This is a genomic window from Nitrosomonas sp. PY1 (genome assembly GCF_022836435.1).
GTDB lineage: Bacteria > Pseudomonadota > Gammaproteobacteria > Burkholderiales > Nitrosomonadaceae > Nitrosomonas.
Genome location: NZ_BQXC01000002.1, coordinates 35,127 through 58,786, shown reverse-complemented (window position 1 = coordinate 58,786; position 23,660 = coordinate 35,127). Strand labels below are relative to the sequence as shown.

The following is a 23,660-nucleotide window of genomic DNA, read 5'->3' as shown; positions in this document are numbered from 1 at the left end:
GTATTTTGGGTGACAAAAAAGTGCAGGCCCAGAGAAATTCGGTTTGCCCGTGCTTGCCAATTCAGCTCAAACCGGAATTCTTACTTGGCAGTGCATATCTGATTGCTGAATTTCTGAGTAAGCTCTAGTTAGGAACAGGTCAGAAAGCTGATGCCTGGAAAGTTTTCAACGCTGATTGACACTTAGAAAGCACCAAATGGCACCTTTGGCATGGCAATGTTGAAAGAGCACTAGACCGAATCGAGGATTGCGTAGTGATCATTGATGATCGAGCAATTCGCTATACAAACCGAAAGAAATTTCTAAAACACCTAGACGAATTGGACATCTACATTCGAAATAATCAACGTTTGATTCCGAATTACGGCGAGAAGTGGCGCTATGGCGAAGCGATTTCGACCAGTTTTATGGAGTCGACGATTAACGAAGTCGTCGCTAAGCGAATGGTTAAAAAGCAGCAAATGCAATGGACGCATAAAGGTGCAACATTATCTGTTGCAAACGAGAACAGCTGTGCTCAACAACGACTTACACCGTCACTTTGAACGCTGGTATCCTGAATTGAAGATTGTGAACAGCGTCGATAGACCGATACCAAAAATGAAAAAGGCGGCCTGAATTATTTATAAATACCCCCCCCGCTTTTTTATGCTCTTGAATAATAACCCCCGTTGAAAAGGGGGTCGGGGTCGGGGTCGGCGAAGCCGGGGGGATCTAAATTAATATTGCTGCAGGAAATACGCTATCGCTGTTTCAACAGCGGCAAGGTGAGGATTTTTTCCATCCGCGAGCTTGGTTGGCGTCATTGTTTTTACAACAGTGCGCTTTCCATTAACTTCCGCATCCAAATAGACAATAAAAACACTGGCTTTATTAGGATTTTCTTTTTCCGTATATAGTGTGCGCTTGTATTCTTCATCACCTAACGATCGAAACTCCTCTTCGCTCATAACTGAGGCAATACCATCAACCACATTCTTCTGTGTTGCTGATGCGATTCCTGCACCAATTAGTCCACCCAAAAATCCACCAGTTACATCTCGACGCAGCTCTGACTTCAGGTTCGCATAGACAACCAAGTGGTGTATTTTTATTTTTGGTATCTCTCCAGTTGCATTAAATTTTTCGTAAGCCCTGTGTTGGAGTATGCGAGTTACAGGCGGATTTAAGCGTGCGTCCCCACGGCGATAAGTGCCATAAGCCTCACTGGTTATTGCCAGGCTAAATATTTTGTTCTCTTTTTCTGATGCCGGCCTAAGGTCAGCAACATTGGCCGCATCCGACTCCTTGATATTTGGAATATCCACTTTTACGATGGGCGCAGCACAACCCACAAAAAACATGGAACTCAGCAGTAAAATAAGTAATCTCATTTTTTCCTCGGGTATAGAAGATATAGATGCTCCATCCTACTCTAAACCGAGGGCTACCATCAAGAATGGAACCTCAAAGTGCTATTATCCACCGAGCACTAATAACTGAAGGAGAAGCGTCTATGAAACAGAATATAATCTATGTGGGTCTTGATGTCGTTAAAGTTATAATTTTGGGGTCTGCGAGACCAAAGTCATCATGGATATTTTCGCGGCTAAGATCGTATTCTCCATGAAGCAGTATATGCTTCCATGCCAGTACATTTCCTTTTTTTCAGAGTAACAAGCGCGTATGCGCCCTTCATGCCTAAGATTTTGGTGCTGTGCACGGCATCTTAAGATCAGTTTTAGTAAATCTGACCCCTTGAGGATTAAGTTTTACTAATTACGATAAGTAAAGTAGAATGCAACTCTAGTAAAGACTGCGGAGGTTTGCGATGCCAAGAGTAAGTGCGAAAAGACAAATTACATTACCCGTAGCCGATTGTGAAGAACTAGGCATCCAGCCAGGTGATGAAGTGGAAATTTTTCGTCATGGAAATCAATTTAATATCATTAAAAAAGAGGTTGGTGTGGCAGCGGGTCTATTAAAGGGAACCAAAATAAACCATGCTGTCAGCGATGTTCAGTCAAGACAGAACAATTTTGAATGATTTCAATAGATACCAATGTGTTACTTCGGTATCTATTGGCAGACGATGCAGTTCAACATGCAAAGGCAAAAAGCTTAATTAAAAATAAATGCCCTGTATTGATTACAGATGTTGTTTTAGCTGAGACAGTGTGGACACTAACTGGCAAACGATATAACCTAGACAAAGCCGCTGTATGTGTTGTTGTGCGCGGCTTGATAAGTGATGGCGCTTTTATCTTTGAGAACTCCCAGGTGATTTGGTCTTCACTGTGCGATTATGAAGAAGCCAAGATAGTAATTGGCAAAGAACTCGATTTTGCCGATTCACTCATTGCCAACAAATCGCACTCTGTCGCAGAGGATATCGGCTCTTCATTGTCAGCTTTTTACAGTTTTGATAAAGCGGTAACACAATTAAAAAATGCCAGAAATTTGTAAACTAGATTAGTTAAGTATTATTAATCAGTCTGTTAATGGTATGTTTCCAATTGCCGATAATCTTTTTTATGTTAAATAGTAATAGCGTTAATAATCAACCAGCTATCAAAGAATCAGAATCCTTGAAATAGAAAATCAATCGCTTCAATAATATCCGCGCGATGATTTTTCTCAATATTTATAACGAACTTTCCAAGTGATTTTCTTTTGATAGCAGCTATGTCTGTTGTCATTAAAATATAGTTTTCCTCTCGAATCTGAATAACAGGTTTTAGCTTGGAAGCAATCTCATTCCTGGCTGTAAATTCAGGAACCAACGGTACAACAATGCATGTCATAAGATCAGATAATAAATCCGCTTGCACATCCAATACGAATGGAACTGACTTACTCTTATATTCATAAACATCAAACCGTGCCACTATTCAGGTATCCAATCAGGTTTTAATAATGTGCCTTCTTTTTCCACCCTTAAATTATGAGCTAAAAGAGCTTCTTTGTTTGATTCTAGCCATTTACTGGTTTGGATTTCTTTAATTGCGTCTTCTATACCCGCCTCTGCTGCCTTAGATGTATTAAGATTAAGAGACTTTGCGCTCTCCAGCAAATCTTCTCGAATAGTCAAATTGACAGGACGACGTTTTGAAACATTCTGTTTCGATGATATGTGCATAATATACATGCCCTTATAATTACACTATAACTACAAGCATATCCGATATACAGTATGGGCGTCAATTAACCGCATAGTTACGAGGGTTCTGTCGCATTAAGCAAGATCATCGATACATTCGTGTAGACTGCTGACATCGAAAAAATGGTAAGGCTACAAACTGGTTGTAAAAGGAATGCGATTTCCGATTGAGGTGATTCTGGTCTGCATCCGCTGGTACGCGGCGTATCCGGAGTTGTAAGCCGGGACCATCGGAATTTTTGAGGGGGAGGTCATAATAGAGTTTATGAAAAAAACATCGCTAAGAAAAATAGGAGCTAAACACGTCTTGTGGGCTTATTAAATCAGAATAGAAAAGGCGATTTTTTAACGTAAAGCTAAGTGGCGCACCTTTCACGGAAGATTAGCGTAACTACCGAATCTGGAAAAAACAACAAACCTTAAGAACCACCACGAAAAGGCGCGTCCCGCTTGAGCGTAATGTTAGGGCTATAGTACATCACGCTCTATTTCTTGTAGATAGATAAAATCGGGCGCTTTTACGCCAGCCTTTTTTCTGATTTCCACCAACTCGGGGGATTCGAAGAAACGCCGTGCATTATCCAGTGATGACCATGCCGAGAAGTGGACAATGTTGTTTGCGTCGTTATCGTATCGCAATAATTGGTAGCTGATTTCTCCAGCGCTTTTTCTAATGTCCACTGCTTGATCAAAAATGGCTTTCCATGCCGGATAAGATTCAACTTCATGAATGATTAAAACGTATTGCATGCGAGCTCCAAAGGGGGGGGTGCTTTTTTTAATATGTCACGCTCCATCCTAGCAATCGCTAATTCTCGTTCAACTTCACGAATGCGCTGTTGATCCCCCGTAAGCTTGTAAGAGTGCACATTTAAGTTCACCACGCTCAGATTGGGCTATCCATGTACGTATGGATTTAGGATCAATATCTAATTAATTGCCTGCCAGCATTCCACTATAGTGAAATGCTGCTCTTCAACTAACTTTATGGCCTCTTTCTTAAATTCTTCTGTAAGCAAACGGCGCGGTACTCGTTTCATGGCTTCTCCTAACAAGTCGACAAAATATCATCAATTTGCCAGTCCACAAAATCAGACCTCGCTCACTTTAGAATATGTTTTCCTTCTCAAGGAATCAAATTATTCTATTATCTCAGAACTGAGAATTAGGTTGATTGTATGCCCTGCCCTACTCCTTGTTTTTTATTTTGTGCGATAGATGCCGCAGTTGGTAAAGCTTTAATCTCATCCCCCGCATTTCTATCAGCAGACACAAGATCAAACTGAGCTTGTAAGTTCATCCAGAATTGAGGTTCTGTATTGAACCAATGACCTAACCTTAGGGCTGTGTCACCAGTGATCGAGCGCTTGCCGTTGATGATCTGGCTCATTCGGTTGGCTGGCACATCAATTTGTCTGGCCAATTCTGTGAGAGTTACCCCTGTTTCTGCCAGTTCTTCTTTAAGAATTACTCCCGGATGGGCTGCACGTTTCAACATATTTTTGCTCCTTCTCTTAATGGTAGTCCGTTATCTCAACACGACTTGGCCCTGGTGATCCATCCGGCCATTTAAAACAAATACGCCATTGTATGTTAACTCGGATACTAAATTGCCCCTGCCGGTCACCACCGAGAGCTTCAAGGCGGTTACTAGCTAATTGTTTAAGATCATTGAGGCAAGTTGCCGCATCCAGGACGGCCAGTCGTCTTTCAGCCTGCTGTTCGAAGCCTTGAAAAGCCTTAACAAACTTCCCTGCCGCAAAGGCTTCTGTTTTCTTATCGTAATAATCAATAATCATTGATTGTCAATTTACACCATATTGACGATGTACGTCAAAGATAAATATCTAATAGTGCCCAGCCGCCATTCGGAAATTTACCGGTGGCTTCATCCTTGCGTCTGCCCCACGTTACCCAGGTAACATTACCATCTCGTAGCCGCACAGGTAAACACGCCCCTGGCTGCGGGAAATAAATCTTCTGATCCTGGTATTCAATACCACCGCACATCGGTGTCCCTGCTGCGTAAGTACATAGATTGCTGCAAGAGAAGGAAATTAAACCGATCAGACGACAGCTTCCAGACCGCGCTTTTGCACAAGATGTAGCAACTTAAGAGCGGTACCAGTTGGCCGTTTCTGTCCGATTTCCCATTTTTGTACTGTCGAAACACTTGTGTTTAGTATGGCAGCAAACACCGCCTGACTGACTCGTGTGGCTTCGCGAATTTGTTTTATCTGCTCCGGTCCCAACGGTTCAATAGGCGGCAAGCACAATCGATCGAATTCACGCAGCGTAACTTGATCCAGCACGCCGGCTTTGTGTAAACCCTTGGCCGTGTCATGTACAGCCTCAAGAATGGTTGATTTAGTCTTGCGCATCGCAATTAACCTCCATTAATTCTCCCGCATGTTGTGCTTTATCGAGCGCATGCGCTGTCAGTGATAGCAGGTGAGCAGCCAACAGCTTTAGCGCTACTTCTTCATCTTTGTCGATGTTGCTACGTTCGTTCTTTGGGAAGCCAAATAAGAATATCCAACAGTTTCCTTTGTTGGTGGCGACCAATGTGCGAAAGCCGCTTCTCTTTCCTTGCCCTGGTCGCGCAATTCGTTTTTTCAGCAGCCCGTTGCCGAGGTCGGCGTCATACAGTCCCTCAGTCATCTCGCGCACAGCTGCGCAAAGACTGGGCGAGGTCAATCCTTGTTTGTTTGCCCAACGAGCAAACCATCGTGTCTTGTATATTGTCATCCTGTATCTGCCTTAAATGCAATATAGCACTCAGTGATATATATAGCAAGCTGAAACCTATAACACAAATCATTTTGAGTGCCTTCGTATATTCCAATGGGGATGTCACCTAAAGAAATAGCAGCGGATTTATATTACCTGATCAATGCCCGTTTTTGCTTGATTTCCTGCTGCTTAGGTTCAATAGGGGCTTGTAACCTCAATAAACTGTCCTGTTTAGCCTGCTGAGATACTTTTTCAACAACCGATCCGACCTGACGTTTGACTGCTTCAATACCCAACACGCTTTTATTAGCCAGATCATTAAAGTCACTTAATTGTTGTGACATTTGCTCACCGGGTGCAAAAATGGGAAGAACTACAGCGCCATTCACCAGCTGGGCGGCTTCCATTGCTTTTTCCTTACCTGGATTTTTGCCATTTATTGATTCCTGTGTTAAATCATCATCACCGGCGATAACAATAGGTTTCTCCGGGTATTTTTTTTGCAAAACTTGAGCGACTTTAAGCAGATTGCCCGAATCAAATGCAGCCACAACCGGACAACTTAAGGCTTGCGATAAGGTATCTGCGGTCGCGTAACCTTCTGCGATCACAATCGCCGTCACAGCATCGAGTGCAGCCAACCCCCGATATTCACTATCAACCACATGAAAATTGCTTTCTTTTTTGCTACCTGTTACAAAAAACTTGGCACCACCCGGTTGTATCGTTTGCACTGTCCAGGTTTGTCCATTGATGTCTTCTGCCGGTAGCAACAAATCACCGGCTGTTAAAACGATGCTGCCTGGGTTTTCTTCACGTAATGCCTTGGCTTCCTTCCAGTCTTTACCAATTTTAATCATAGAATCAGCGGGCAAAGCATCTGCATTCTCAGGTACGATTCTCAAATCACCTGGCCGTGCATTCTTATCCAATAGGTAAGGATGCTCAGAATCTGCAAGTGGTGCGATTGCCAGTAATTCCTTGATAGCTTCCGCAACTTTCAATTGCTGCTCGTGTTGCTCGGTTTTTCTACTTTGCTGCTTGATGGCGGCCTTTGTCACAAGCACCGTTTTTTGTTCGTCAGTTAAGGAATATCCTTTGGCCTTCCAGCGTGTCTCAAGCCCTGACCGATTATTCTTGAAATATCCGGCAGGATGCCCATCCAGATGTGCCACATAAAACCCGGATTTTTCACCGGGCTTGTCACCGATAACCTTGACTCTGTGTTTGCTGCCATCCATTAGCGGATGATTGTCGTCAACAACGCAACCGTGAGAGCGCAGTAAGTCGGCAAATTCAGCTTCAGGCGACATAGCGGGATCCTGCTGTCCGGAAACATTCTCAGGCAGCCAACGCTGCAAGGTGCGAATATCCGCTTCTGGCCCTACATACCAGGCTTTGGCCGTGTTATCCCAGCAAGCACCAGCGGCTTTCGCCAGATCTTTTTCTGCATAAGGAACAAATAGGTATTTACGTGAGTCTGCATCATTATTCTGCTGGCTGGTCTGATCCATCGTGATTTCCTCCTGATCAACAATTTCCTGTTGCTGTGAGAATGATAGTACGTAATCCTTGATTTTTTCAGCATCAGCCGCCGCTCTAAAAATCTCTTTCGGGTCTTCTTCCAATACCTTGATCCATGAACCCACATAAGCAGCATGTTGTTCTGGATCATGACCAATGCCCAATTCTCCCCCTAGCAACATACTGGCAATCTCAGCGCGCAATTCTTCTTTTGCATAGCCTTCACTTCCAAATGGATGAGAGAGATCACGATTCAGACGTGTCTCTGATCCACTCCAATGTCCCAGTTCATGTAGTGCCGTTGCGTAATAGTGTTCCGGTGCTGAAAACTGGTGCTTATGCGGCAAATGAATGCTGTCCGTTGATGGCCGGTAAAATGCGCGATCATTTTCACCATGATGGATGGCGGCATTGGATTGTTGCAATATTTGTTCGGCACGATCCAGCGGCTCCCAATCGGGAGCTTTAATTTCAAGCTTGGGCAAGTTATCAATCTGTTCAGCATTGAATACGGATGCATAAAATACTCTCGGACGCTCAAGTTTTACCTGTTCTTTAATTTGCCTACCCTCGCTATCCAGAACAGGATTGCCGTTGTCATCTTTTTTGATGCGTTCATCCGCAAATTTCCAATGCTGCACCAGTGTGCTTTTTTCACCTTTACGAACCTGTGCGCCAAAGTTTACTGCCTGCTTGTACGTCAGCCAGCGCGGATCAGTGCGCCCCTGACACATCAATTGCAACACATTAATGCCCTTGTAGTTTTTGCCTGTTGTTGGGTTATTCGGTAATGTTAGAAGTGGATCTCCTGGCTGCCACGGCTTTTGCCAAGGTGCAGTGCCCTTCTTTAGTTGCTCAATCAAATTTTCGGCTATTTGCTCATGAAAAGTCTTTTTGATTTTTTCCATCACGCATTAACCCCTATGCTTGTTGATCTATCACGCTATCCAGTGCATCTTGCTCGCTCAGAGCATCTTCCTCAAAGGCCCCAATCCTTTCAGCTTCCATCGGATCAAATTCAGCTTGAAAGCCTGGTATTTCAGCGTCCTGAAGCTTCGCATCTATGATCTCGTCCATGATCTTCAGGTTTTCCACCGACATCCCATTTATCCCATTTTTTGTCTTATTCATGTCACTTACTCCTGTAAGAAATCTATAGGCAATGATTTTCTAAGGTTAGATTTAATTGGTTATTGTCGTACCGAATAGAAACATTCTTGCCAATGGTTGGTTTGGTTTTAAATGGTTTCAGTTTGTGTGTGATAAATTCTTTATCTACCTTTTGATAAACAATTTCTTTTTCTTTATCTATATAAAGAATAATTCCTTCATAAACGGTATTGTTTGCTTCAGCTTCTTTTGACAAAAACAGGTTATAAACACCCGCCACAATACCCTTCTCAACCTTCTTTATTGTGCCCACAGTTTCCCATCCCTGGCCATTGTGGCTTTGCAAAATTCGAAACCCATTCATTACGATCATTCTCTGTTTCATTCCTGGTCTATTCCCACAAAGGATTCATAGGATTTTGCCTGTCATTTAGGCACGGCTAAATAACATTATCGTTGCGTGACATAGGCCGGTTATTCACAGTTCTATCCACGGAATTTGTTAGTAACTTATTTTTTCTGGTTGTCCGCTGTCATGAAACGATTTTCCAGCCAATCCGCCCATTTAGCGGCTTTAGCCATCAAGTCAGCCCGATACTTTGCATTAACTTTTGGAGTACGCGAATGATAATTGGCCGCTTTTGTCCACAAATCGCCTTTATCTTGCTTGATATGCAGACGTATTCGCCAAGCTGCCAGATCATAGGGATAGCAACCGGGTTGTGCGACATCATTGGATGTGATCCCGTATCGGGCTAAATCGCCCAGGTAGGCCGTATTGAATTGCATTGAACCCACATCATGCGTTCCATTGCGGTTACTCACCCATTGCCCCGGTTTTCCCCCTTCTTTTTCCGCAACGGCCAAAAGTATATTGGCCGGTATTTCATACTTTATGGCCGCCGTGATTGAGCAAACGATTCTTTCTTGCTGATCGGGTGGCAAATCCATTATGGATTAATAGGCCGGTTGTTGAATATATTGTTGCTGTTCTTGGTGCTGCGGCAGTTCTTGTTGTCGCTGTTGTGGTTGTGGTTGTTGTGGCTCTTTCACGAAAATCTCTACACGACGATTCTTTGCCCTATTTTCAGGAGAAGTGTTGGCTGCCACCGGTTCTGATGCACCCCGACCATCAATACTGATACGATTGGAGTCAATACCCTGACTAACCAGATACGCACGTGTGCTGGCAGCACGGTTCACCGATAAGGGGTTATTAATGGAATCATTGCCGGTATCATCGGTATAACCAATAATGGTCGCCTGGGAGTTTGAATTACTCTTAAGTCCTGCGGCCAGGCTATTGAGTACTGGATGCATCTCAGGTTTTATGGTGGATTGCCCGGTATCAAAAGAAATATCACTGGGAACATTGAGTTTTAATTGATTGTCGGCTGTTTGAGTAACAGAAACTTTTGTGCCTTCGGTAGCCGCTTCCATTTTCTTTTTTTGTTCTTCCATCCGATTAGACCAGATATAGCCACCCACTGCGCCGACACCCGCACCAATTCCTGCACCAAGAGCCGGGTCTCCTGCTATGGCACCGATAATGGCACCAACCGCAGCACCCGCGCCAGTACCCATTGCCGTGCCTTTTGTTGTGCTTTGCTGTGATTCGCTCATATTGGCACAGCCACCCAGTATAAGTACAAGCACGATGGCAGGAAGAATTGATTTGTTAACCATAACAGCCTCCTCATTAAGTTTATTCATCACTTTGGTTTCCTTGTAAGATGATCATCAGGCACCTCCCACGGATCATGGGATACAGTTTGTGCGCTTCCATCCGGATTCGGTGTAGCAAATGGTGTTCCGCCGGATGTATTGATAGACTTTGCCGCATCGGCAGCAGTTGATGAAGCAGCAGCCATTTGACGCGCGCCTTCCGCTAAATAAGTCGCGCCCATACTGGCAACAGCCATCGTGGCTGCTGCTGCACCCACTACCTGACCACCGCTATAGTTTCCGACCCCTCCTGCATTAATACTGCTACCCGTAATAATTCCGGCCAGCATGGGCGGTAGCTTTGAAACCAGGAAATAAAAGGCAACAGCAAAAATTAACATGACTCCCAATTCTTCAAAGTTCATGATGGTTTTACTCATTTTTCCATAATAATTAGTCAGAAAATCGCCACCAATCCCAACAATCAACGTCATGGCCAGCAGCTGGATACCAATGCCTAATACTGTCTTGTAATAATTGATCGCGAAATCAGTTGTCCAACGCGCCCCGCCGAAACCCAAAAAGAAAATTCCCGCATACAGAAGCACCCATGACGAAATCAGCAGCAATAACATGTTGACTGCGACGACCGTCAGAATGATTACAATAATGAGTGAAAGGACGAAACCAATAAGGCTGTCAATGGGGTTCCAGACAGATGCACTCTGGAGGAATAGATACCAAATTTTGATAGCTACCTCAATAATATTGCCGTGTCCTGATCCGGTTAGCCCGGATGCCTTATTACCCAACATCTGCATGGATTCGATAATTGATCCGGCAATGTTTTGTCCTGATACAGCGTTGGTTAATAACCAGAAGAAAAAACCTGTGAATATGATGAAACGGGTGAATTCAGCAAAAAAATCACCAATGTCCGCTTTGCGTAATGCCATCATGCCAAACGTCCACACCATGGAAATTAACACCAGCGTCCAAAACAAACGTATCGCTGCGCCCTCTAAAATGGTGTGCCAGCCTTTGGCTTTAATTAGAAACTTTTGCGCAACCTGATCAAGTACACTTTGATTGGTTACTGGATCAATATAGGCCAACTCAGCAAATGCAGCAGTTGAGAGCAGCATCAGACCCAAGGCACTAAACAAAAGACATAGAGTTGATTTATTCACAGGCTTGGTCCTCTAATTAATTGGATTCTTAAATTGCTACTTTACTTCTTCAAGTACAATCGGATTACCTGATGCATCAACTGGGCCTTTCACAGTCCAGCGTATTGCGTCTCCTCTAAGTTCCGGTTTAGGTTCTTTAAGCTCCAAATATCCCTTGGGTTCCTGACAACCAGCCAAGGTTAGAAGTAATACCGCAGTCATCGCAATAATGATTGTTTGATTAGTTTTCATAATTGTGTCCTTTGGTTTAAGTTAAAATGCGTCTCTGACATTCCAGATTTTTGCCGCTGGAAAGTTAACCGGACTAAGCCGTTTGGTTGCGGCCTGATGTGCAGCTTGATTTATCGCTTCTTTGTCTACAAGCGCCTGATTTTTGGCATTCTCTGCGTTAAATTGTGCAATCATCATGGTTCGCAATTGTAAAAGTTGGTTTGACTGGTAAGCAGCCAGTTGATTGGCGTACTGAATCGCCTCCAGCTGCCCTCCTGCTGTTTCTGCCCGTGATTGCAGTAATTGTAAATGCGCGGCATCGAGGGGCGCCCCATCTTGATGTATTTCCAAGCCCCGTAATGACGCATCATTGGCGCTTTTTTGCGCGTTGGTGCTGGTGTTCTGCCCTTGTTTTATCAAATCCCAGGCTGTATCTGTGCAGTTGCCGCCCAAATTAAAACAGGGAGAACCACTGTAATAACTGGCGTTCCTGTACCTGTTTAAATAGTTCTCTACGCCGCCCTGATCTTGATAATATTTAAGTGTATTGGACGCTTGAACTAATCGATTCATCGTATATTCCGCTTTTGCCCAGACATAAGCTGCTGGCGCTACCGTGTTGCGGAGCATGTTTTCATATTGCTGCAATTGCGTCCGATACTGATCAATCTGTTTGAGTCGCATCTCTACATTCTCATAAGCGGTAATCGAAGTCTGTTTAATATTCGCCATATCAATAACAGCCATACCCCCTGCTCTAATGTTTGATGAATGACCGGCACTCCCCATTACGAACAGGATTGCTATCCACAGGGCGGTTAGATTTCTTCTGTTTATCATGTTAGATCACTCCTTTCGTTAATAATCAAATGATTGATACGGTTTAGAAAAGACCATGTCTTTGGTAACAATGACATTGAATCTAAAACCTGGGCGTATCTCTAGTGTTGGCGCAATATTCAGATTTTTCATCATTAGCCGCGTGGTCGCTTGCCCAAGTTGCTGGCCTAGCGACTGACTCAATATGCTACCGGCATTTTGCCGCCCGAATACGCCCCCTCCCCCAGCATCACGCTGGCTGTACGTGGCTCCTGCTATCACGGCTGACATCAATAATGCCGATCCGAATATTCGCAAATAATGATTATTGACTTGATCTTTGAATCCCGCTTGACCGATACCATCAGCTCCCGGCATCGCACCAATATCCATTGTCTTGCCGTCAGGAAAAATAATCCGTTGCCATGCAACCAATACACGCGATTGACCATAGGCAACATCACTGGAATAACTCCCGACCAGACGAGCGCCTTGAGGTATCAAGCGCCAACGGCCTACGGGTGTGTCATAAATGTCCTGACTGACTTGCGCCATGATTTGGCCGGGCAGTTCTGAATTAATACCGGAGATAAGCACAGCCGGTATTACAAATCCGTTCAGTAGGCTATACGGTGTTTCGGGTGCTGCTGGCTTGCTGTCCAGTTTCCAACGACTCCCCTGCCCTGTTGCATCAAAGTTTGCATAATTGTTATCAGGTCTTTTTGAATCCGCATCAATTAATTCTGGCGCTGAATCATCCAAACCATCGCGGCCACCGATATGCCCACTGTCCTTGATTTGTTGTAATCGCGCAAGATAGGCAGCAGCAGGATCATCTTTTGCTTGTGCATCGACTTGCTGTCTGACTGCTGCTATTCGTGCCAATGCTTCTTTCCTGCTGGGTGTTACGCCAGAAGGAGTATAGTTGGCGGATGGAGGTGAAGATGAACCAGCACTTCTTGGTGCTTCCATAGCCACATTGGTTTTTGCTTTTACCGCTTGCTCAAATAGTTGCAACTTCATCATACGAATATGCTCTGAAGCGGGATCTCTTTCGAGACTGTTCACTGGTGGTAATGGGGGTAAATCAAGATTACTGGGGCGTGCAATCATGATTTCTGGCGGCAAGTCCAGGGCAGGTTCTGTGGGTGCCGGTCTTTCCGGTTCAATGAAGCCATCCTTGTATTCGCCCGTAATAAACGCGGCCAGCATATTGCTTGATCCAGCTTTTTTGCTTTCTTCGGTATTGTTTGAGTCTTGTGGTTCTGAGCGATTTATTGCTACAACCATCATGATTAATAAAAAAACCAGCATGATACCGACAACAATATAAATCGGAAGGTTGTTGACCCGGCGCACGCCAGATGACGATATGGTTTCAGGAGATGCGTCAGCAGACATACTCATAACTTACTCCTTACGAACCCAGTAACCTGCCGGGTTTATTGTGCTCTCATTGAAAATATACGCGCGAGTTAGAACATGCTGATCAACAAAGACTGTGAGACGGTATAAGCCGTCCATTTGGTCAAAAACATATCCAAGCGTCATACCATCCGATGTAGGTGTATCCGTTGACTTGTTAAGGTTTGATTTTTTATGTTCATGGATGGCATAGCCGCCAGCTCGCAAATTATCTACTAAAGCATCACCCAATGAATCTACCGTTGGATGTTGCATATTAAATTGCGTGCTGGCCGGTGGATAAAGCTGTATTAGTTGCCCTGTCACATCACTGGCTATACTTTTGTTGTGAGCCTCATCGTTATGCGCCACAAAATTGCCAAATTGTGTTGTTGCACAACCAGTCAGAATGAATATCAAAACAAGCATTGATAACCGGAACATTTTAATTTCCTTGTGTTTTGGTGATCGTCACCCGGCTTTGATCGCTGCCTACACCCGCAATCAGATACGCTTTATCAAAAACCGCATCCACAATGTACCGGTCATGCTGCAAGCGGTAATTAACCATTACCTCTGTGTCTTGTGAGAACAAGCCACCTTCTTTACGCACCACCATCAAAACCGGCGCTTCTTTTTGCGAAAAGGTTGTCGGCATCTGAATAATTGTTTTCTTGCCATCGTTATAGACGCGCAGTGGCTTCCAGGCTGCGGATCCAGACACGCTATACAAAAAATCCAGATCGCCTAAATACTCTCCCGTCGAGGGTATTGTTCGAGATGATTTAATCTCCATTGCGTGGTTCTCTCTCATTTTGACGGCATCCCATTTTGCCTGTGCATCTTCGGGATAAATAAAAGCGACGCGCGGCATAAATTCCTGCCGATGGGATCTGAGCCGCATATGATAAGTACGCCGGTCGGTAGTCACAACCAGTGATGTTTCCAGTCCGACATCGAGGGGCTTCACAATCAAATGTTGTACTTCGAACGCGGCACGGCCTGTTATTGCCGGTTCGACTTGCCAACGCACTTGATCGCCTAGGTGAATAGAATTCACTTGTTCGCCGGGCTGTAATTGAATATCGCAAACCTGCAACACCGCGCAGACAATGCTAGGTTGTTGCGCACCAAACAAAAACCGGATGGTGCCATCGGGTCCAGCGACCGGCTTGATTCCCGTGGCGCTGGATTGTTGCCATTTCTTGGCTATTTCAATTGAAGCTCTTTCCTGTGGTGTTAATTGAGGATTGTCTTTTGCAAAATAGGAATCAGGAAAATTACTGCCTACCGCTAAAACAACAGAAGGAAGCAAACTAATATAGAGAGTAATAAGTGCATATCGAGCGTATTTCATTATCATTCCTTTTTATATTTGCTTTGCCCAAGAATAATCCCGAACATAGATGCCGAGCGGGTTATTGCGAATTTGTTCCTCAGTTGTATTTGCAGTTGAATCAATGCTATAGATAGTCAAAAGCGCGCGCATTATGAAGGGGGGTTCTTTGGGATGCCCTTGACGGTCATAAACCAATTCTCTCCAGATCACCTGCCAGGTTTCGGGGCTTTGCGGAATAACCGAGACAATCTCAATATTCACAGTCTCATTCGCGGCGCGTTTGAATGGGCTACTCGTATCCGTGCCGTTTAGCCAAACGTTGGTTTTGGCGGTTGCCGGATCATCCGATGAGAGCATGGCGTATGCCCGAAAAATTGCGCGGCGCTGTAGGGCAATGTCAGGTGTTACCATCCGCAAATCATTAATAAACGAAGCGACCGATGCGTGAATAACCCGAGGATCAGCCGGTGCCGCCATGTCTGCCCGTGACACGGCTATCGCCTCCCCCAGGTTATCAATTCGTACCACGTAGGGAATGAACTTCGACTGGCTGCCGATATGGATAATCCCCCCAACGGCTGCTAGTGTGATCATCAGTGAAAGTATTGCCAGTATCTGCCACATATTGCGCGATGCAGCCACAGATTCCATGTGATCATTCCACGAGCGCCGCCCCGATAAATAAGGATTCTCATTTTCCCCTTCGCGGCGGCCACCCTCTATGAATTCATCAGCTAATCGTGCATTTTTAGGATTAAGATTAAGTAGTGCTTGTATTGACTTCATGACATGGCCTCATTATTTAATTTCAGTCCTTTAATATCCAGCCATTCCTTGACCCATTTGTCGCCATGTTTTGCGACCAACTGCTTGATTGTGGCAATTGATTCTTTATCTGATGAGCCGACAAAGGCTAAAGCTAGTTTGCCTAATGCCAAGTCGTAGAGCCTTCTGCCATCTTCTGATACATAATAATATTGGCGCTTAGCAACCGCCGATGCAATGATTCCAATCTGGCGGGAATTCAGTCCCATGCGTCGATATAACGCCGCAGTATCCTGATCACGCGCGTGTACGTTCGGTAGGAATATCTTTGTTGCGGTGGATTCCACAATCACATCTAGAATGCCGCTGTTGGCTGCATCGGATAAGCTTTGCGTTGCCATCAACACGAAACAATTCGCTTTACGCATGACTTTTAGCCATTCACGGATTTTTTCACGAAACGCAGCATGACCCAACATAAGCCAAGCTTCATCCAGTATGATTGCCGCCGGTTGGCCGTGTAAGTCACGTTCAATGCGTCTAAACAGATATAAAAGGGTTGGCAATGCATATTTCTGACCCAGGTTCATTAGTTCCTCGATCTCGAATGTTGTGAATGACGACAGGGTTAACCCGTCATTTTCTGCATCCAGCAAATGACCCATCATGCCATCAATCGTGTACTGCGCCAGTACATCACGGATGGAGTCATCCTGAATCGTTACCACAAACTCAGATAAGGTTTTTGCACCACTTCTGTGCATACTGCTGATGGCGTTACTGATTTCATTACGTTGCGCTGGTGTAATCGTACTGTTGTTCAGTTCGATGATGGTGCTAATCCATTCCAGCGCCCATGCACGATCACCTTTTGTTTCCAGAAATTGAAGGGGGCAAAACGCCAGAGAATCATCATCTGCGGCAACGGAAAAATGCTTGCCGCCAACTGCTTTGGTCAGCGGATACATTGACATGCCCTTATCAAAACAATAGATGGACATGCCCTCGTAGCGCCGCAGTTGCGCAGCTATGAGGGCCAAATGCGTTGATTTACCCGCACCGGTTGGGCCAAACATGAAGGTATGACCCAAATCTCGCACATGCAGGTTTAGCCGAAACGGCGTAGCGCCTTGGGTAGTACAGTGCATGAGTGGCGGAGCCATTGGCGGATACATCGGACAAGGCGCTTCATTCTTTCCCGGCCATACTGTATTGCTCGGCATCAAATCAGCCAGATTCATTGTGTTTAATAGCGGGCGGCGTACATTCTCAACACCATGTCCAGGCAAGCTGCCCAAGTACGCATCTATCGTGTTGATTGATTCAATTCGAGCGGCAAATCCCAAATGATTAATTGCTTTGGCCACTTGTCGTGCGGAAGCCTCTAAATCCCCTCGGCTCTCACTCATCAACACAACCACACTGGTATAGTAACCTTGTGCCACTTCGCCGCTATTTGTCTCAGCAATTGCAGCTTGTGCGTCACTAACCATATTTATGGCGTTTTGATCGACATTACTGCTATGCGAATTAAATACTTGATCAAAGAAGCTGCGAATCTTTTGTTTCCATTTTTTACTGAACTTCTCCAGGTGGCCGACCGCCTCGTGTGTATCCATGAAAATGAAGCGCGTTGACCAACGGTATAAACAAGGCAAATCAGCTAGCGAATTAATGAGTCCTGGTGAAGATGCCAGCGGAAAACCCTCAATGGATACGACTTGTATGAAATTCTGTCCGATTTTAGGTACTACCCCACCCCAAAACTCCTGACCACTTAATAGCGCATCCAGATAGATTGGATTTTTGGGTAGAATCACTGGATGATCAAGGCCACTGATGCAAAATTGAATCCAGCGTAGAAAAGCATCATAATTAACAGACGAATTATCTTCTTTGGTTATCGTTTTACCCTTCAACCGCTTCATCCTGAAAACACTGGATAGATGTGATTCAATATTCGCGCATTCGCGCTTAAAATGGTTAAGCAAGGCTATTGTTCTGGTTTTGGAGTCAACCGGTACACCCTCGTCATCAAACATCAGTTCAACAAACTTCTGTTGTGCCAGTAGCGGCGGTAAATAGGTGGCTGTTATCACATAATTACTTTCGTATAACGTGCCCACACGCTCAAAAAATTCACGCCGTTCTTCATCAATGGCTGCTGAGACAGGATCCGGGAAATGCGAATCATCTTTGGCGGAATAACCGGGGGCGGGTTTACGAACAGCATCAATATGGATCATCCAACCGGAACCCATACGTGATAAAGCATGATTAATTTGTAAGGATACTTGGTCGCGTTCAGCTTCCGTGCTGCTATTCGAGTCTACGCCTTGATAGGCCCACGCCGCCATGAGCGACCCATCTTTGCCGACAATCACACCCTCATCAACTACAGACGCATAAATAAGCAGGTCAACAAAACCGGGTTCTTTAGAGCGATGCTTAACTAATTTTGATTTGCTCCCGACTACGTTAATACGCATAAACAAAATGAATAACATCACCATCCCGCTGCCGGAGAAAAAGAAAATTACGCTCTCTATCATCGGTATTGTTTCCCTTGTGACTTTGTGTTTTCGTAGAAAGGCGTACTACGTGCCGCATAATAGGTTCTGTATTTACGGTGCCGCAAATACACCTTGCGTAACAGCGGGTCATTCTTTGCCATCAGGCGCAATGCAAATAAGGCAAAAACCCATAAGGTGGTTCCAAATACAAATGCCTTGAATTCAAATGCACTGAATATCAACGCAAAAGCCAACAATCCGGAGAACATGACAAGTTCCCTATCACCACCCATAAAAAGATTGGGGCGATTCGCGGATTGCCTGATCTGCGTTAAGCGCAAGGACATGGCTATCCCCTGCCCTCACTTGTGTTACTTTCTGGCGTAATCAATTCGTCAGTCGATTCTAGCGTGAGTTGTAATACCTCGCCTCCAGATGAAATGACAGCACCACCAAACAGATTGGTCATGATGTTTTGTGCGCCGATCAATAGCGCCATGACCAAGACAATAAAAATCAATGTTCTGAAAAATGCGTTTAGTTCGCCACCAAAGATCAAAATACCACCGGCAACAACAATGCCGACAATGGAGAGCGTAAAAGCAACGGGACCAGTAACTGAATTTCTGAGACTCACAAGCCAGGTTTCATACGGTAATGCACCGCCGCCACCCACTGATGCAAGCGCTAGCTCCGGAACAAACAATAGAAACAGAATTAATACGATTAATGAGTTTTTGAGAACAGAAACTTTCGAGTTTTCCAGTGCCATGGCATATTTCATTGAATACCTCTTTTTTGATTTAGAATTTTTTGATGCGGAAACTACCCCGCCTGTGACCATCAACTTCTATGATTTCCTGAATACGACGTCCCGTTGGTGTGCGAAGTATATGCACGACCAAATGCACAACTTCTCCGATTAGTGCATCAATATCCGCAGGTGCTGATTTGTTACGTGTAATTAATGAATTTAATCTGGTTAGTCCTGAAAGTGCATCATTGGCGTGTAGTGTGGCCGCTCCACCTTCATGGCCTGTATTCCAGGCATCGAGTAAATCCAGTGCTTCCTCACCCCTCACCTCCCCTACCAGTATTCGATCTGGACGCATACGCCAGGTGGTTTTGAGTAGTTGGGTCATCGAAACATCTAATGACGTGTGGTATTGCACAAAATTCTCTGCAGCACATTGAATCTCCCCGGTATCTTCAATGATGAAAATCCGCTCAGACGGATCATGGTTGACCATTTCATTGATGATTGCATTAACCAGTGTGGTTTTACCGGAGCCGGTGCCACCCACAACAAGGATGTTGCGATGTTCTGCAACGGCAGATTTGATTTTCTGGCATTGCTTAACCGTCATCATTCTTTGCTCAACGTATTGTTCTAGCGTGAATATCGCAACCGCTTTTTTGCGGATAGCGAATGTTGGGGATGACACTATGGGGGGAAGTTGTCCGGCGAAACGAGAACCATCGAGTGGAAACTCGCCTTCAATAATGGGTTTTAGCTTGGTGACTTCTTTGCTGTGGTATCCGGCGACTGTTTTGATAATGGCTTCGGCCTGGGCTGGCCGCAGATCACCGATACACGCCATTGTCTCACCCAGTTTTTCAAGCCAGACGCGGCCATCGGCGTTGACCATTAGTTCAACCGTTTGGGGATCATTCAGCGCATTGATTAGTAATGGTCCCATGTCTCGATCCAGCTTTCGCTTGGCTCTGTCTTTCAGCGTCGCGCAACTATCTTCAGAATCTAACATGGATATATCCCGTTTATTCGTTAAACTTAATTAACAATATAACGAGATACTAATTAATGCAACTACTATTTTACTTTTCTTTTTTTACGGGTTAATACCTGCTTTTTATTTTCCGTGTCCCAAATTCGAACCTGATAAGCTTGAAACTTCGTGAGTGTCCCACACACGTGTAATAGCCCTTCTGGTAAGTTTGATTTTGGTGTCACGCTCATAAGTTCTTTCATTTCTGCTTCAGAAAGATTTGTTTGCTCTAAAAGGATAGGAAGTGGTGTTTCCAGAGCATTTGCAATAGCCTCCATAATTCTTAATGACGGGTTGGCCCTATCTTTTGTCAGGTCAGACAAAAAAGATAGTGAGATATTAGCTTTTTCAGCCAACTCTATTTTTGTCATGTTTAACTCATCCAGTACTCGTATTACATTTGTTAAAAATATCTGGTTGTACAAGCTTACTTTCTCCCTGCGTTTGACTTGATTCGGTTAGTACTCGCCATATGGGTTAATGTTTATCCTGTTAAAGAATCAGCTTTTGAATATTGATTCAATAATTTTTTGTATTACATTTAACTTTAACTTATATATCCATAAAGATACAATGATATCTTTATGTTTTCTAGGAGAGAATAACTGATATAGCAAAGAATTAATTTAGGTGCTTCCGGTTTATAAAGTAATAAATCTGTATTGATAATTTTATCCTTATAAATTCTAGAAAAAATACCAAAAGATAATGAATTACAGCACTAAAAATAGCCTTATTAAGGTAAGTTCATTAGAGCTTGATTTAAGCTTGATTGATGAAGATCCTAACCAGCCACGTACTGAATTTGATCCCGTGACCTTACAAGAACTTTCAGACACTATCCGTCTTCGTGGTGTGAAAACCCCAATTTCAGTACATCCTCACCCCCAAATAGAAGGCCGCTTTATTATAAATCACGGCGCCAGACGCTTTCGAGCATCTATACTCGCCAAGAAAAAAACAATCCCGGCTTTTATAGACACCGATTACTCTAAAGTTGATCAAATGATTGAAAACCTACAACGAGATGCTTTAACACCAAGAGAAATTGCTGATTTTATTGGTTATCAATATTCCAAAGGATTTAAAAATGTAGAAATTTCGAAGATGATTGGTAAATCTCCCGGATTTGTATCACAACACTACACACTCCTAAATTTACCAAAAACAATTGCAACTATATTTAATGCCGGGAGAACGCAAGATGTAATAGTAATAAATAGCCTTGTTAATGCGTTTAAAGAAGCTCCTGAAATTGTAATTGAATGGTTAAATAATTCAGAACAAGAAATAACACGCGGCTCCGTCAAACTTTTACGCCAATTCATTAAAACAGAAGAGAAACAAATTACTCAGACTACAAGCAATCCAGATACTAAAATTCTAAATAGCAAAAAGAAAACAAACCCACCACCCCATTACTCCAACGATAAATTACTAACTCTTTTAGGCCAGTTTCATGAAAAAATTGAAACACAAAATGATATATCAGCTAAAGCTCTTGATAGTCTGACAATACAGGAACGAACACATCTATCAACTTTACTAGATAAATTAGTTAACTTTGCAAAATAATAAAAAGATATATAAGATATTTAAAACTAATAAATAACCGATATATAAATATTTATTTGTTATAGAGCTCTGAATTAAAGTTTTAACTTATTTTCTAGGTCAAAGAGGTAGTAAGACATGCTTAACTCGCCGATAATTTATAGCCAATCTAATACATCAAATACCCACAGACCCCCAATGAAGAAACCACCAAAAGATCCAATAAAAAGTTTGCAGCTTGATTTATTTTCTCATTTTGTAACCAATGATTTAAGTCAAGTCTCAAATACTGTTGAATTATGGGAACGTATACCGAAGTATTTCTTTACAACTAAACAAGCAGAAAAACTGCGTACTATTGATGGATTAGCAAAACCTTATAAATGGACATATAAGGAAAACGGCAACGAATACTCTGTTTCTATTCAGCCCGCATTAATCGAGCAAAAGAACCGAGGCTATAAAGCTTATTTCCCTGGCGTTACAGAAGAACTCATAGAAGAGGCTCTAAAGAAGATATTTAGTGATCAACAATATGCGATTCATGACCCTGAAAAAATAGAAAGCTGGGTTAAGTTTACTTTGGGAATGCTACAAAAAGAACTTAAAATAAGGGGCCGAACACGTGATCTTGATCAAATAAAACATGCTATAGAAGTAATGAGTAAATGCAACATCACTCTTTCAAAAAACAATAAAGAAATTTGGAATGGAAACATCCTTCAAGACCTTGTTACAGTGGGTCGTAATGAATACTTGGCATCTACTGATACACATCACATCGCAAGACTTCCACTCTTCATTAGCCACAGTATAAACAATCTTGACTATCGTCAATTTAACTATGACCGCTTAATGAGTTGTAATGAACAATTAACTAGATGGATTTACAAGCGGCTCATAAACCGTTTTACCCAAGCCAGTCCCATAACTGAATATTCATGTATGTATTCAGATATAAAACAAACAAGTGGCTTGTTGCAACAAACACGAGAAATTGATAACAGAAGAAAAATACTATCTGCTTTTAATGAATTACAACAAAAAGGAATTATTCAGTGCCTTCAAATAGATGAGCGTAAAACAGGCCGTACTATTTCAGACGTAAAATACACAATTAAAGCAGCTCCACAATTCATTAGCGAACAAATAGCTTCTAATAAGCGTGCCACCGATACAAAAACAATAGCACAAAAATCAAACATTCGCATTATCAAAAAAGCATAGGAATAATTAATCTATACATAACTCTTATTTTGACTCATACATGTTATAGCTTTAACCCACATATGATATAGTTTTGACTCACATATGTTATAGCTTTAACCCACATATCATATAGTTTTGACTCACACTTAGTTATAGTTTTAACTCACATAGATACTAAAAGATATAGTTTCAGCTCACACATAAGTTAAAAAGTTATAGTTCTAACCCACACCTAAACTAAAAAGATATAGTTACAGCTCACACATCAGCTAAAAAGTTATAGTTCCAACTCACACATAAGTTTAAAAATTTAACTTCTCCCAATCTTTTAAACACTAGGTTATAGTTTTAACCCACAGATAAACCATTATTATCCTTATAACTAATTGATATTAGATAGTATTTAACCTGTGGATAACTTCTTATTCTTTTCTTCTTTTATTCATATTAATATATTAATCGTAACTGTCGACAAACATATTAATTAAGCCCGGTGAAGCTAACCATCCACCCCGCTTAATTAATTAAAATACCATTAGCCTGTTTATATCAAAAACAATATTACAAATCACAGCTTCGTTATATAAAATAATCCTTGCTCAAACAATTTAAGGCACATTTAAGACGATTTAAGCGCACAGTGAATGGGATACCATCAACCGATATTCTTTACAGCTTAATAATCTGCTAGAAATCAAT

29 protein-coding genes and 2 pseudogenes are annotated in these 23,660 nt (G+C 43.0%); 5 read left to right on the top strand and 26 right to left on the bottom strand.

The genetic code is table 11. The features are described from left to right. Positions 1 to 182 precede the first annotated feature (182 nt). Positions 183 to 618: pseudogene (locus tag W03_RS12890) on the top strand (ISKra4 family transposase); the annotation flags it as partial. Between the two features lie 101 nt (positions 619 to 719). Here the strand turns inward: W03_RS12890 and W03_RS12885 are convergent. After that, positions 720 to 1,373, bottom strand: a complete 654-nt coding sequence (locus W03_RS12885) for a hypothetical protein (RefSeq protein WP_244073792.1) — start codon at positions 1,371 to 1,373, stop codon at positions 720 to 722. A 437-nt stretch (positions 1,374 to 1,810) separates the two neighbouring features. On the opposite strand from W03_RS12885, the gene W03_RS12880 reads away from it, so the two are divergent. Then, positions 1,811 to 2,026: an AbrB/MazE/SpoVT family DNA-binding domain-containing protein gene (locus W03_RS12880; RefSeq protein WP_244073791.1), complete on the top strand. Its 216-nt coding sequence runs from the start codon at positions 1,811 to 1,813 to the stop codon at positions 2,024 to 2,026. Then, complete coding sequence (locus W03_RS12875) at positions 2,023 to 2,445, top strand: PIN domain-containing protein (protein WP_279600103.1); 423 nt, start codon at positions 2,023 to 2,025, stop codon at positions 2,443 to 2,445. The genes W03_RS12880 and W03_RS12875 overlap by 4 nt, the downstream gene beginning before the upstream one ends. Positions 2,446 to 2,558: 113 nt before the next feature. On the opposite strand, the gene W03_RS12870 is transcribed toward W03_RS12875, so the two are convergent. The 25 genes and pseudogenes from W03_RS12870 to W03_RS12750 all read right to left on the bottom strand — a co-directional run bounded on the left by W03_RS12870 (position 2,559) and on the right by W03_RS12750 (position 20,569). Continuing rightward, positions 2,559 to 2,867 (bottom strand): CcdB family protein, encoded by a 309-nt coding sequence (locus tag W03_RS12870; RefSeq protein WP_279600102.1) that lies wholly within the window; start codon positions 2,865 to 2,867, stop codon positions 2,559 to 2,561. After that, positions 2,867 to 3,118: a type II toxin-antitoxin system CcdA family antitoxin gene (locus tag W03_RS12865; RefSeq protein WP_244073788.1), complete on the bottom strand. Its 252-nt coding sequence runs from the start codon at positions 3,116 to 3,118 to the stop codon at positions 2,867 to 2,869. The genes W03_RS12870 and W03_RS12865 overlap by 1 nt, the downstream gene beginning before the upstream one ends. A gap of 489 nt (positions 3,119 to 3,607) precedes the next feature. Beyond that, positions 3,608 to 3,889, bottom strand: coding sequence for an antibiotic biosynthesis monooxygenase (locus tag W03_RS12860; RefSeq protein WP_244073787.1), 282 nt, complete (start codon positions 3,887 to 3,889; stop codon positions 3,608 to 3,610). Between the two features lie 415 nt (positions 3,890 to 4,304). Further along, positions 4,305 to 4,637, bottom strand: a complete 333-nt coding sequence (locus tag W03_RS12855) for a HigA family addiction module antitoxin (RefSeq protein ID WP_244073786.1) — start codon at positions 4,635 to 4,637, stop codon at positions 4,305 to 4,307. Positions 4,638 to 4,653: 16 nt separating this feature from the next. Beyond that, positions 4,654 to 4,938: a type II toxin-antitoxin system RelE/ParE family toxin gene (locus tag W03_RS12850; RefSeq protein ID WP_279600101.1), complete on the bottom strand. Its 285-nt coding sequence runs from the start codon at positions 4,936 to 4,938 to the stop codon at positions 4,654 to 4,656. Positions 4,939 to 4,972: 34 nt separating this feature from the next. Beyond that, entirely contained in the window at positions 4,973 to 5,149 is a 177-nt protein-coding gene (locus W03_RS12845; protein WP_244073785.1) for a hypothetical protein, read from the bottom strand. A 56-nt stretch (positions 5,150 to 5,205) separates the two neighbouring features. After that, the gene (locus W03_RS12840; RefSeq protein ID WP_090541825.1) at positions 5,206 to 5,520 is read right to left on the bottom strand and encodes a DNA-binding transcriptional regulator; all 315 of its coding nucleotides are present in this window, start codon (positions 5,518 to 5,520) and stop codon (positions 5,206 to 5,208) included. Next, positions 5,507 to 5,887 (bottom strand): type II toxin-antitoxin system RelE/ParE family toxin, encoded by a 381-nt coding sequence (locus W03_RS12835; protein WP_244073784.1) that lies wholly within the window; start codon positions 5,885 to 5,887, stop codon positions 5,507 to 5,509. The genes W03_RS12840 and W03_RS12835 overlap by 14 nt, the downstream gene beginning before the upstream one ends. Positions 5,888 to 6,021: 134 nt before the next feature. Further along, a complete protein-coding gene (locus W03_RS12830) occupies positions 6,022 to 8,304 on the bottom strand; it encodes a zincin-like metallopeptidase domain-containing protein (protein WP_244073783.1) in 2,283 nt (760 codons plus the stop codon). Between the two features lie 34 nt (positions 8,305 to 8,338). Then, positions 8,339 to 8,452 (bottom strand): annotated as a pseudogene (locus W03_RS12825) (conjugal transfer protein TraD); the annotation flags it as partial. 97 nt (positions 8,453 to 8,549) lie between these two features. Then, positions 8,550 to 8,879: a KfrB domain-containing protein gene (locus W03_RS12820; RefSeq protein WP_244073782.1), complete on the bottom strand. Its 330-nt coding sequence runs from the start codon at positions 8,877 to 8,879 to the stop codon at positions 8,550 to 8,552. Between the two features lie 137 nt (positions 8,880 to 9,016). Then, positions 9,017 to 9,457 carry a transglycosylase SLT domain-containing protein gene (locus tag W03_RS12815; protein ID WP_244073781.1) on the bottom strand — a complete coding sequence of 147 codons (441 nt, stop codon included), beginning with the start codon at positions 9,455 to 9,457 and terminating at the stop codon, positions 9,017 to 9,019. 6 nt (positions 9,458 to 9,463) lie between these two features. Further along, positions 9,464 to 10,192, bottom strand: coding sequence for an OmpA family protein (locus W03_RS12810; protein ID WP_244073780.1), 729 nt, complete (start codon positions 10,190 to 10,192; stop codon positions 9,464 to 9,466). Positions 10,193 to 10,218: 26 nt separating this feature from the next. After that, entirely contained in the window at positions 10,219 to 11,361 is a 1,143-nt protein-coding gene (gene trbL, locus W03_RS12805; RefSeq protein ID WP_244073779.1) for a P-type conjugative transfer protein TrbL, read from the bottom strand. A 36-nt stretch (positions 11,362 to 11,397) separates the two neighbouring features. Next, positions 11,398 to 11,592: a hypothetical protein gene (locus tag W03_RS12800; RefSeq protein WP_244073778.1), complete on the bottom strand. Its 195-nt coding sequence runs from the start codon at positions 11,590 to 11,592 to the stop codon at positions 11,398 to 11,400. A 21-nt stretch (positions 11,593 to 11,613) separates the two neighbouring features. After that, positions 11,614 to 12,411 carry a P-type conjugative transfer protein TrbJ gene (gene trbJ, locus W03_RS12795; protein WP_244073777.1) on the bottom strand — a complete coding sequence of 266 codons (798 nt, stop codon included), beginning with the start codon at positions 12,409 to 12,411 and terminating at the stop codon, positions 11,614 to 11,616. A gap of 18 nt (positions 12,412 to 12,429) precedes the next feature. Further along, positions 12,430 to 13,797, bottom strand: a complete 1,368-nt coding sequence (locus W03_RS12790) for a TrbI/VirB10 family protein (RefSeq protein ID WP_244073776.1) — start codon at positions 13,795 to 13,797, stop codon at positions 12,430 to 12,432. A gap of 3 nt (positions 13,798 to 13,800) precedes the next feature. Next, positions 13,801 to 14,238, bottom strand: coding sequence for a conjugal transfer protein TrbH (locus W03_RS12785; protein ID WP_244073775.1), 438 nt, complete (start codon positions 14,236 to 14,238; stop codon positions 13,801 to 13,803). Position 14,239: 1 nt separating this feature from the next. After that, positions 14,240 to 15,151 carry a P-type conjugative transfer protein TrbG gene (gene trbG / locus W03_RS12780; protein WP_244073774.1) on the bottom strand — a complete coding sequence of 304 codons (912 nt, stop codon included), beginning with the start codon at positions 15,149 to 15,151 and terminating at the stop codon, positions 14,240 to 14,242. Positions 15,152 to 15,163: 12 nt separating this feature from the next. Next, entirely contained in the window at positions 15,164 to 15,919 is a 756-nt protein-coding gene (locus tag W03_RS12775; protein ID WP_244073773.1) for a VirB8/TrbF family protein, read from the bottom strand. Beyond that, on the bottom strand, positions 15,916 to 18,450 hold the full coding sequence (locus tag W03_RS12770) for a VirB4 family type IV secretion/conjugal transfer ATPase (protein ID WP_244073772.1): 2,535 nt from the start codon (positions 18,448 to 18,450) through the stop codon (positions 15,916 to 15,918). Before W03_RS12770 ends, W03_RS12775 begins: the two co-directional genes overlap by 4 nt. Beyond that, positions 18,447 to 18,758, bottom strand: coding sequence for a conjugal transfer protein TrbD (locus W03_RS12765; protein ID WP_244073771.1), 312 nt, complete (start codon positions 18,756 to 18,758; stop codon positions 18,447 to 18,449). Before W03_RS12765 ends, W03_RS12770 begins: the two co-directional genes overlap by 4 nt. Positions 18,759 to 18,760: 2 nt before the next feature. Then, positions 18,761 to 19,183, bottom strand: a complete 423-nt coding sequence (locus tag W03_RS12760) for a TrbC/VirB2 family protein (protein ID WP_244073793.1) — start codon at positions 19,181 to 19,183, stop codon at positions 18,761 to 18,763. A 31-nt stretch (positions 19,184 to 19,214) separates the two neighbouring features. Beyond that, positions 19,215 to 20,177 carry a P-type conjugative transfer ATPase TrbB gene (trbB, locus tag W03_RS12755; protein ID WP_244073770.1) on the bottom strand — a complete coding sequence of 321 codons (963 nt, stop codon included), beginning with the start codon at positions 20,175 to 20,177 and terminating at the stop codon, positions 19,215 to 19,217. Between the two features lie 65 nt (positions 20,178 to 20,242). Continuing rightward, the gene (locus W03_RS12750) at positions 20,243 to 20,569 is read right to left on the bottom strand and encodes a helix-turn-helix domain-containing protein (RefSeq protein ID WP_244073769.1); all 327 of its coding nucleotides are present in this window, start codon (positions 20,567 to 20,569) and stop codon (positions 20,243 to 20,245) included. A gap of 337 nt (positions 20,570 to 20,906) precedes the next feature. Here W03_RS12750 and W03_RS12745 point away from each other — a divergent pair, with 337 nt between their 5' ends. Both W03_RS12745 and W03_RS12740 read left to right on the top strand, forming a co-directional pair. Further along, on the top strand, positions 20,907 to 21,773 hold the full coding sequence (locus W03_RS12745) for a ParB/RepB/Spo0J family partition protein (protein WP_107803763.1): 867 nt from the start codon (positions 20,907 to 20,909) through the stop codon (positions 21,771 to 21,773). A 177-nt stretch (positions 21,774 to 21,950) separates the two neighbouring features. After that, positions 21,951 to 22,979, top strand: coding sequence for a hypothetical protein (locus W03_RS12740; RefSeq protein ID WP_107803762.1), 1,029 nt, complete (start codon positions 21,951 to 21,953; stop codon positions 22,977 to 22,979). Positions 22,980 to 23,660 lie beyond the last annotated feature (681 nt).

Bases quoted from the DNA above. Each gene is read 5' to 3' on its own strand.
- W03_RS12885 (WP_244073792.1), bottom strand. From the start codon at position 1,373: ATGAGATTACTTATTTTACTGCTGAGTTCCATGTTTTTTGTGGGTTGT.
- W03_RS12880 (WP_244073791.1), top strand. From the start codon at position 1,811: ATGCCAAGAGTAAGTGCGAAAAGACAAATTACATTACCCGTAGCCGAT.
- W03_RS12875 (WP_279600103.1), top strand. From the start codon at position 2,023: ATGATTTCAATAGATACCAATGTGTTACTTCGGTATCTATTGGCAGAC.
- W03_RS12865 (WP_244073788.1), bottom strand. From the start codon at position 3,118: ATGCACATATCATCGAAACAGAATGTTTCAAAACGTCGTCCTGTCAAT.
- W03_RS12860 (WP_244073787.1), bottom strand. From the start codon at position 3,889: ATGCAATACGTTTTAATCATTCATGAAGTTGAATCTTATCCGGCATGG.
- W03_RS12855 (WP_244073786.1), bottom strand. From the start codon at position 4,637: ATGTTGAAACGTGCAGCCCATCCGGGAGTAATTCTTAAAGAAGAACTG.
- W03_RS12850 (WP_279600101.1), bottom strand. From the start codon at position 4,938: ATGATTATTGATTATTACGATAAGAAAACAGAAGCCTTTGCGGCAGGG.
- W03_RS12845 (WP_244073785.1), bottom strand. From the start codon at position 5,149: ATGTGCGGTGGTATTGAATACCAGGATCAGAAGATTTATTTCCCGCAG.
- W03_RS12840 (WP_090541825.1), bottom strand. From the start codon at position 5,520: ATGCGCAAGACTAAATCAACCATTCTTGAGGCTGTACATGACACGGCC.
- W03_RS12835 (WP_244073784.1), bottom strand. From the start codon at position 5,887: ATGACAATATACAAGACACGATGGTTTGCTCGTTGGGCAAACAAACAA.
- W03_RS12830 (WP_244073783.1), bottom strand. From the start codon at position 8,304: ATGGAAAAAATCAAAAAGACTTTTCATGAGCAAATAGCCGAAAATTTG.
- W03_RS12820 (WP_244073782.1), bottom strand. From the start codon at position 8,879: ATGATCGTAATGAATGGGTTTCGAATTTTGCAAAGCCACAATGGCCAG.
- W03_RS12815 (WP_244073781.1), bottom strand. From the start codon at position 9,457: ATGGATTTGCCACCCGATCAGCAAGAAAGAATCGTTTGCTCAATCACG.
- W03_RS12810 (WP_244073780.1), bottom strand. From the start codon at position 10,192: ATGGTTAACAAATCAATTCTTCCTGCCATCGTGCTTGTACTTATACTG.
- W03_RS12800 (WP_244073778.1), bottom strand. From the start codon at position 11,592: ATGAAAACTAATCAAACAATCATTATTGCGATGACTGCGGTATTACTT.
- trbJ (WP_244073777.1), bottom strand. From the start codon at position 12,411: ATGATAAACAGAAGAAATCTAACCGCCCTGTGGATAGCAATCCTGTTC.
- W03_RS12790 (WP_244073776.1), bottom strand. From the start codon at position 13,797: ATGAGTATGTCTGCTGACGCATCTCCTGAAACCATATCGTCATCTGGC.
- W03_RS12785 (WP_244073775.1), bottom strand. From the start codon at position 14,238: ATGTTCCGGTTATCAATGCTTGTTTTGATATTCATTCTGACTGGTTGT.
- trbG (WP_244073774.1), bottom strand. From the start codon at position 15,151: ATGAAATACGCTCGATATGCACTTATTACTCTCTATATTAGTTTGCTT.
- W03_RS12775 (WP_244073773.1), bottom strand. From the start codon at position 15,919: ATGAAGTCAATACAAGCACTACTTAATCTTAATCCTAAAAATGCACGA.
- W03_RS12770 (WP_244073772.1), bottom strand. From the start codon at position 18,450: ATGATAGAGAGCGTAATTTTCTTTTTCTCCGGCAGCGGGATGGTGATG.
- W03_RS12765 (WP_244073771.1), bottom strand. From the start codon at position 18,758: ATGTCCTTGCGCTTAACGCAGATCAGGCAATCCGCGAATCGCCCCAAT.
- W03_RS12760 (WP_244073793.1), bottom strand. From the start codon at position 19,183: ATGGCACTGGAAAACTCGAAAGTTTCTGTTCTCAAAAACTCATTAATC.
- trbB (WP_244073770.1), bottom strand. From the start codon at position 20,177: ATGTTAGATTCTGAAGATAGTTGCGCGACGCTGAAAGACAGAGCCAAG.
- W03_RS12750 (WP_244073769.1), bottom strand. From the start codon at position 20,569: ATGACAAAAATAGAGTTGGCTGAAAAAGCTAATATCTCACTATCTTTT.
- W03_RS12745 (WP_107803763.1), top strand. From the start codon at position 20,907: ATGAATTACAGCACTAAAAATAGCCTTATTAAGGTAAGTTCATTAGAG.
- W03_RS12740 (WP_107803762.1), top strand. From the start codon at position 21,951: ATGAAGAAACCACCAAAAGATCCAATAAAAAGTTTGCAGCTTGATTTA.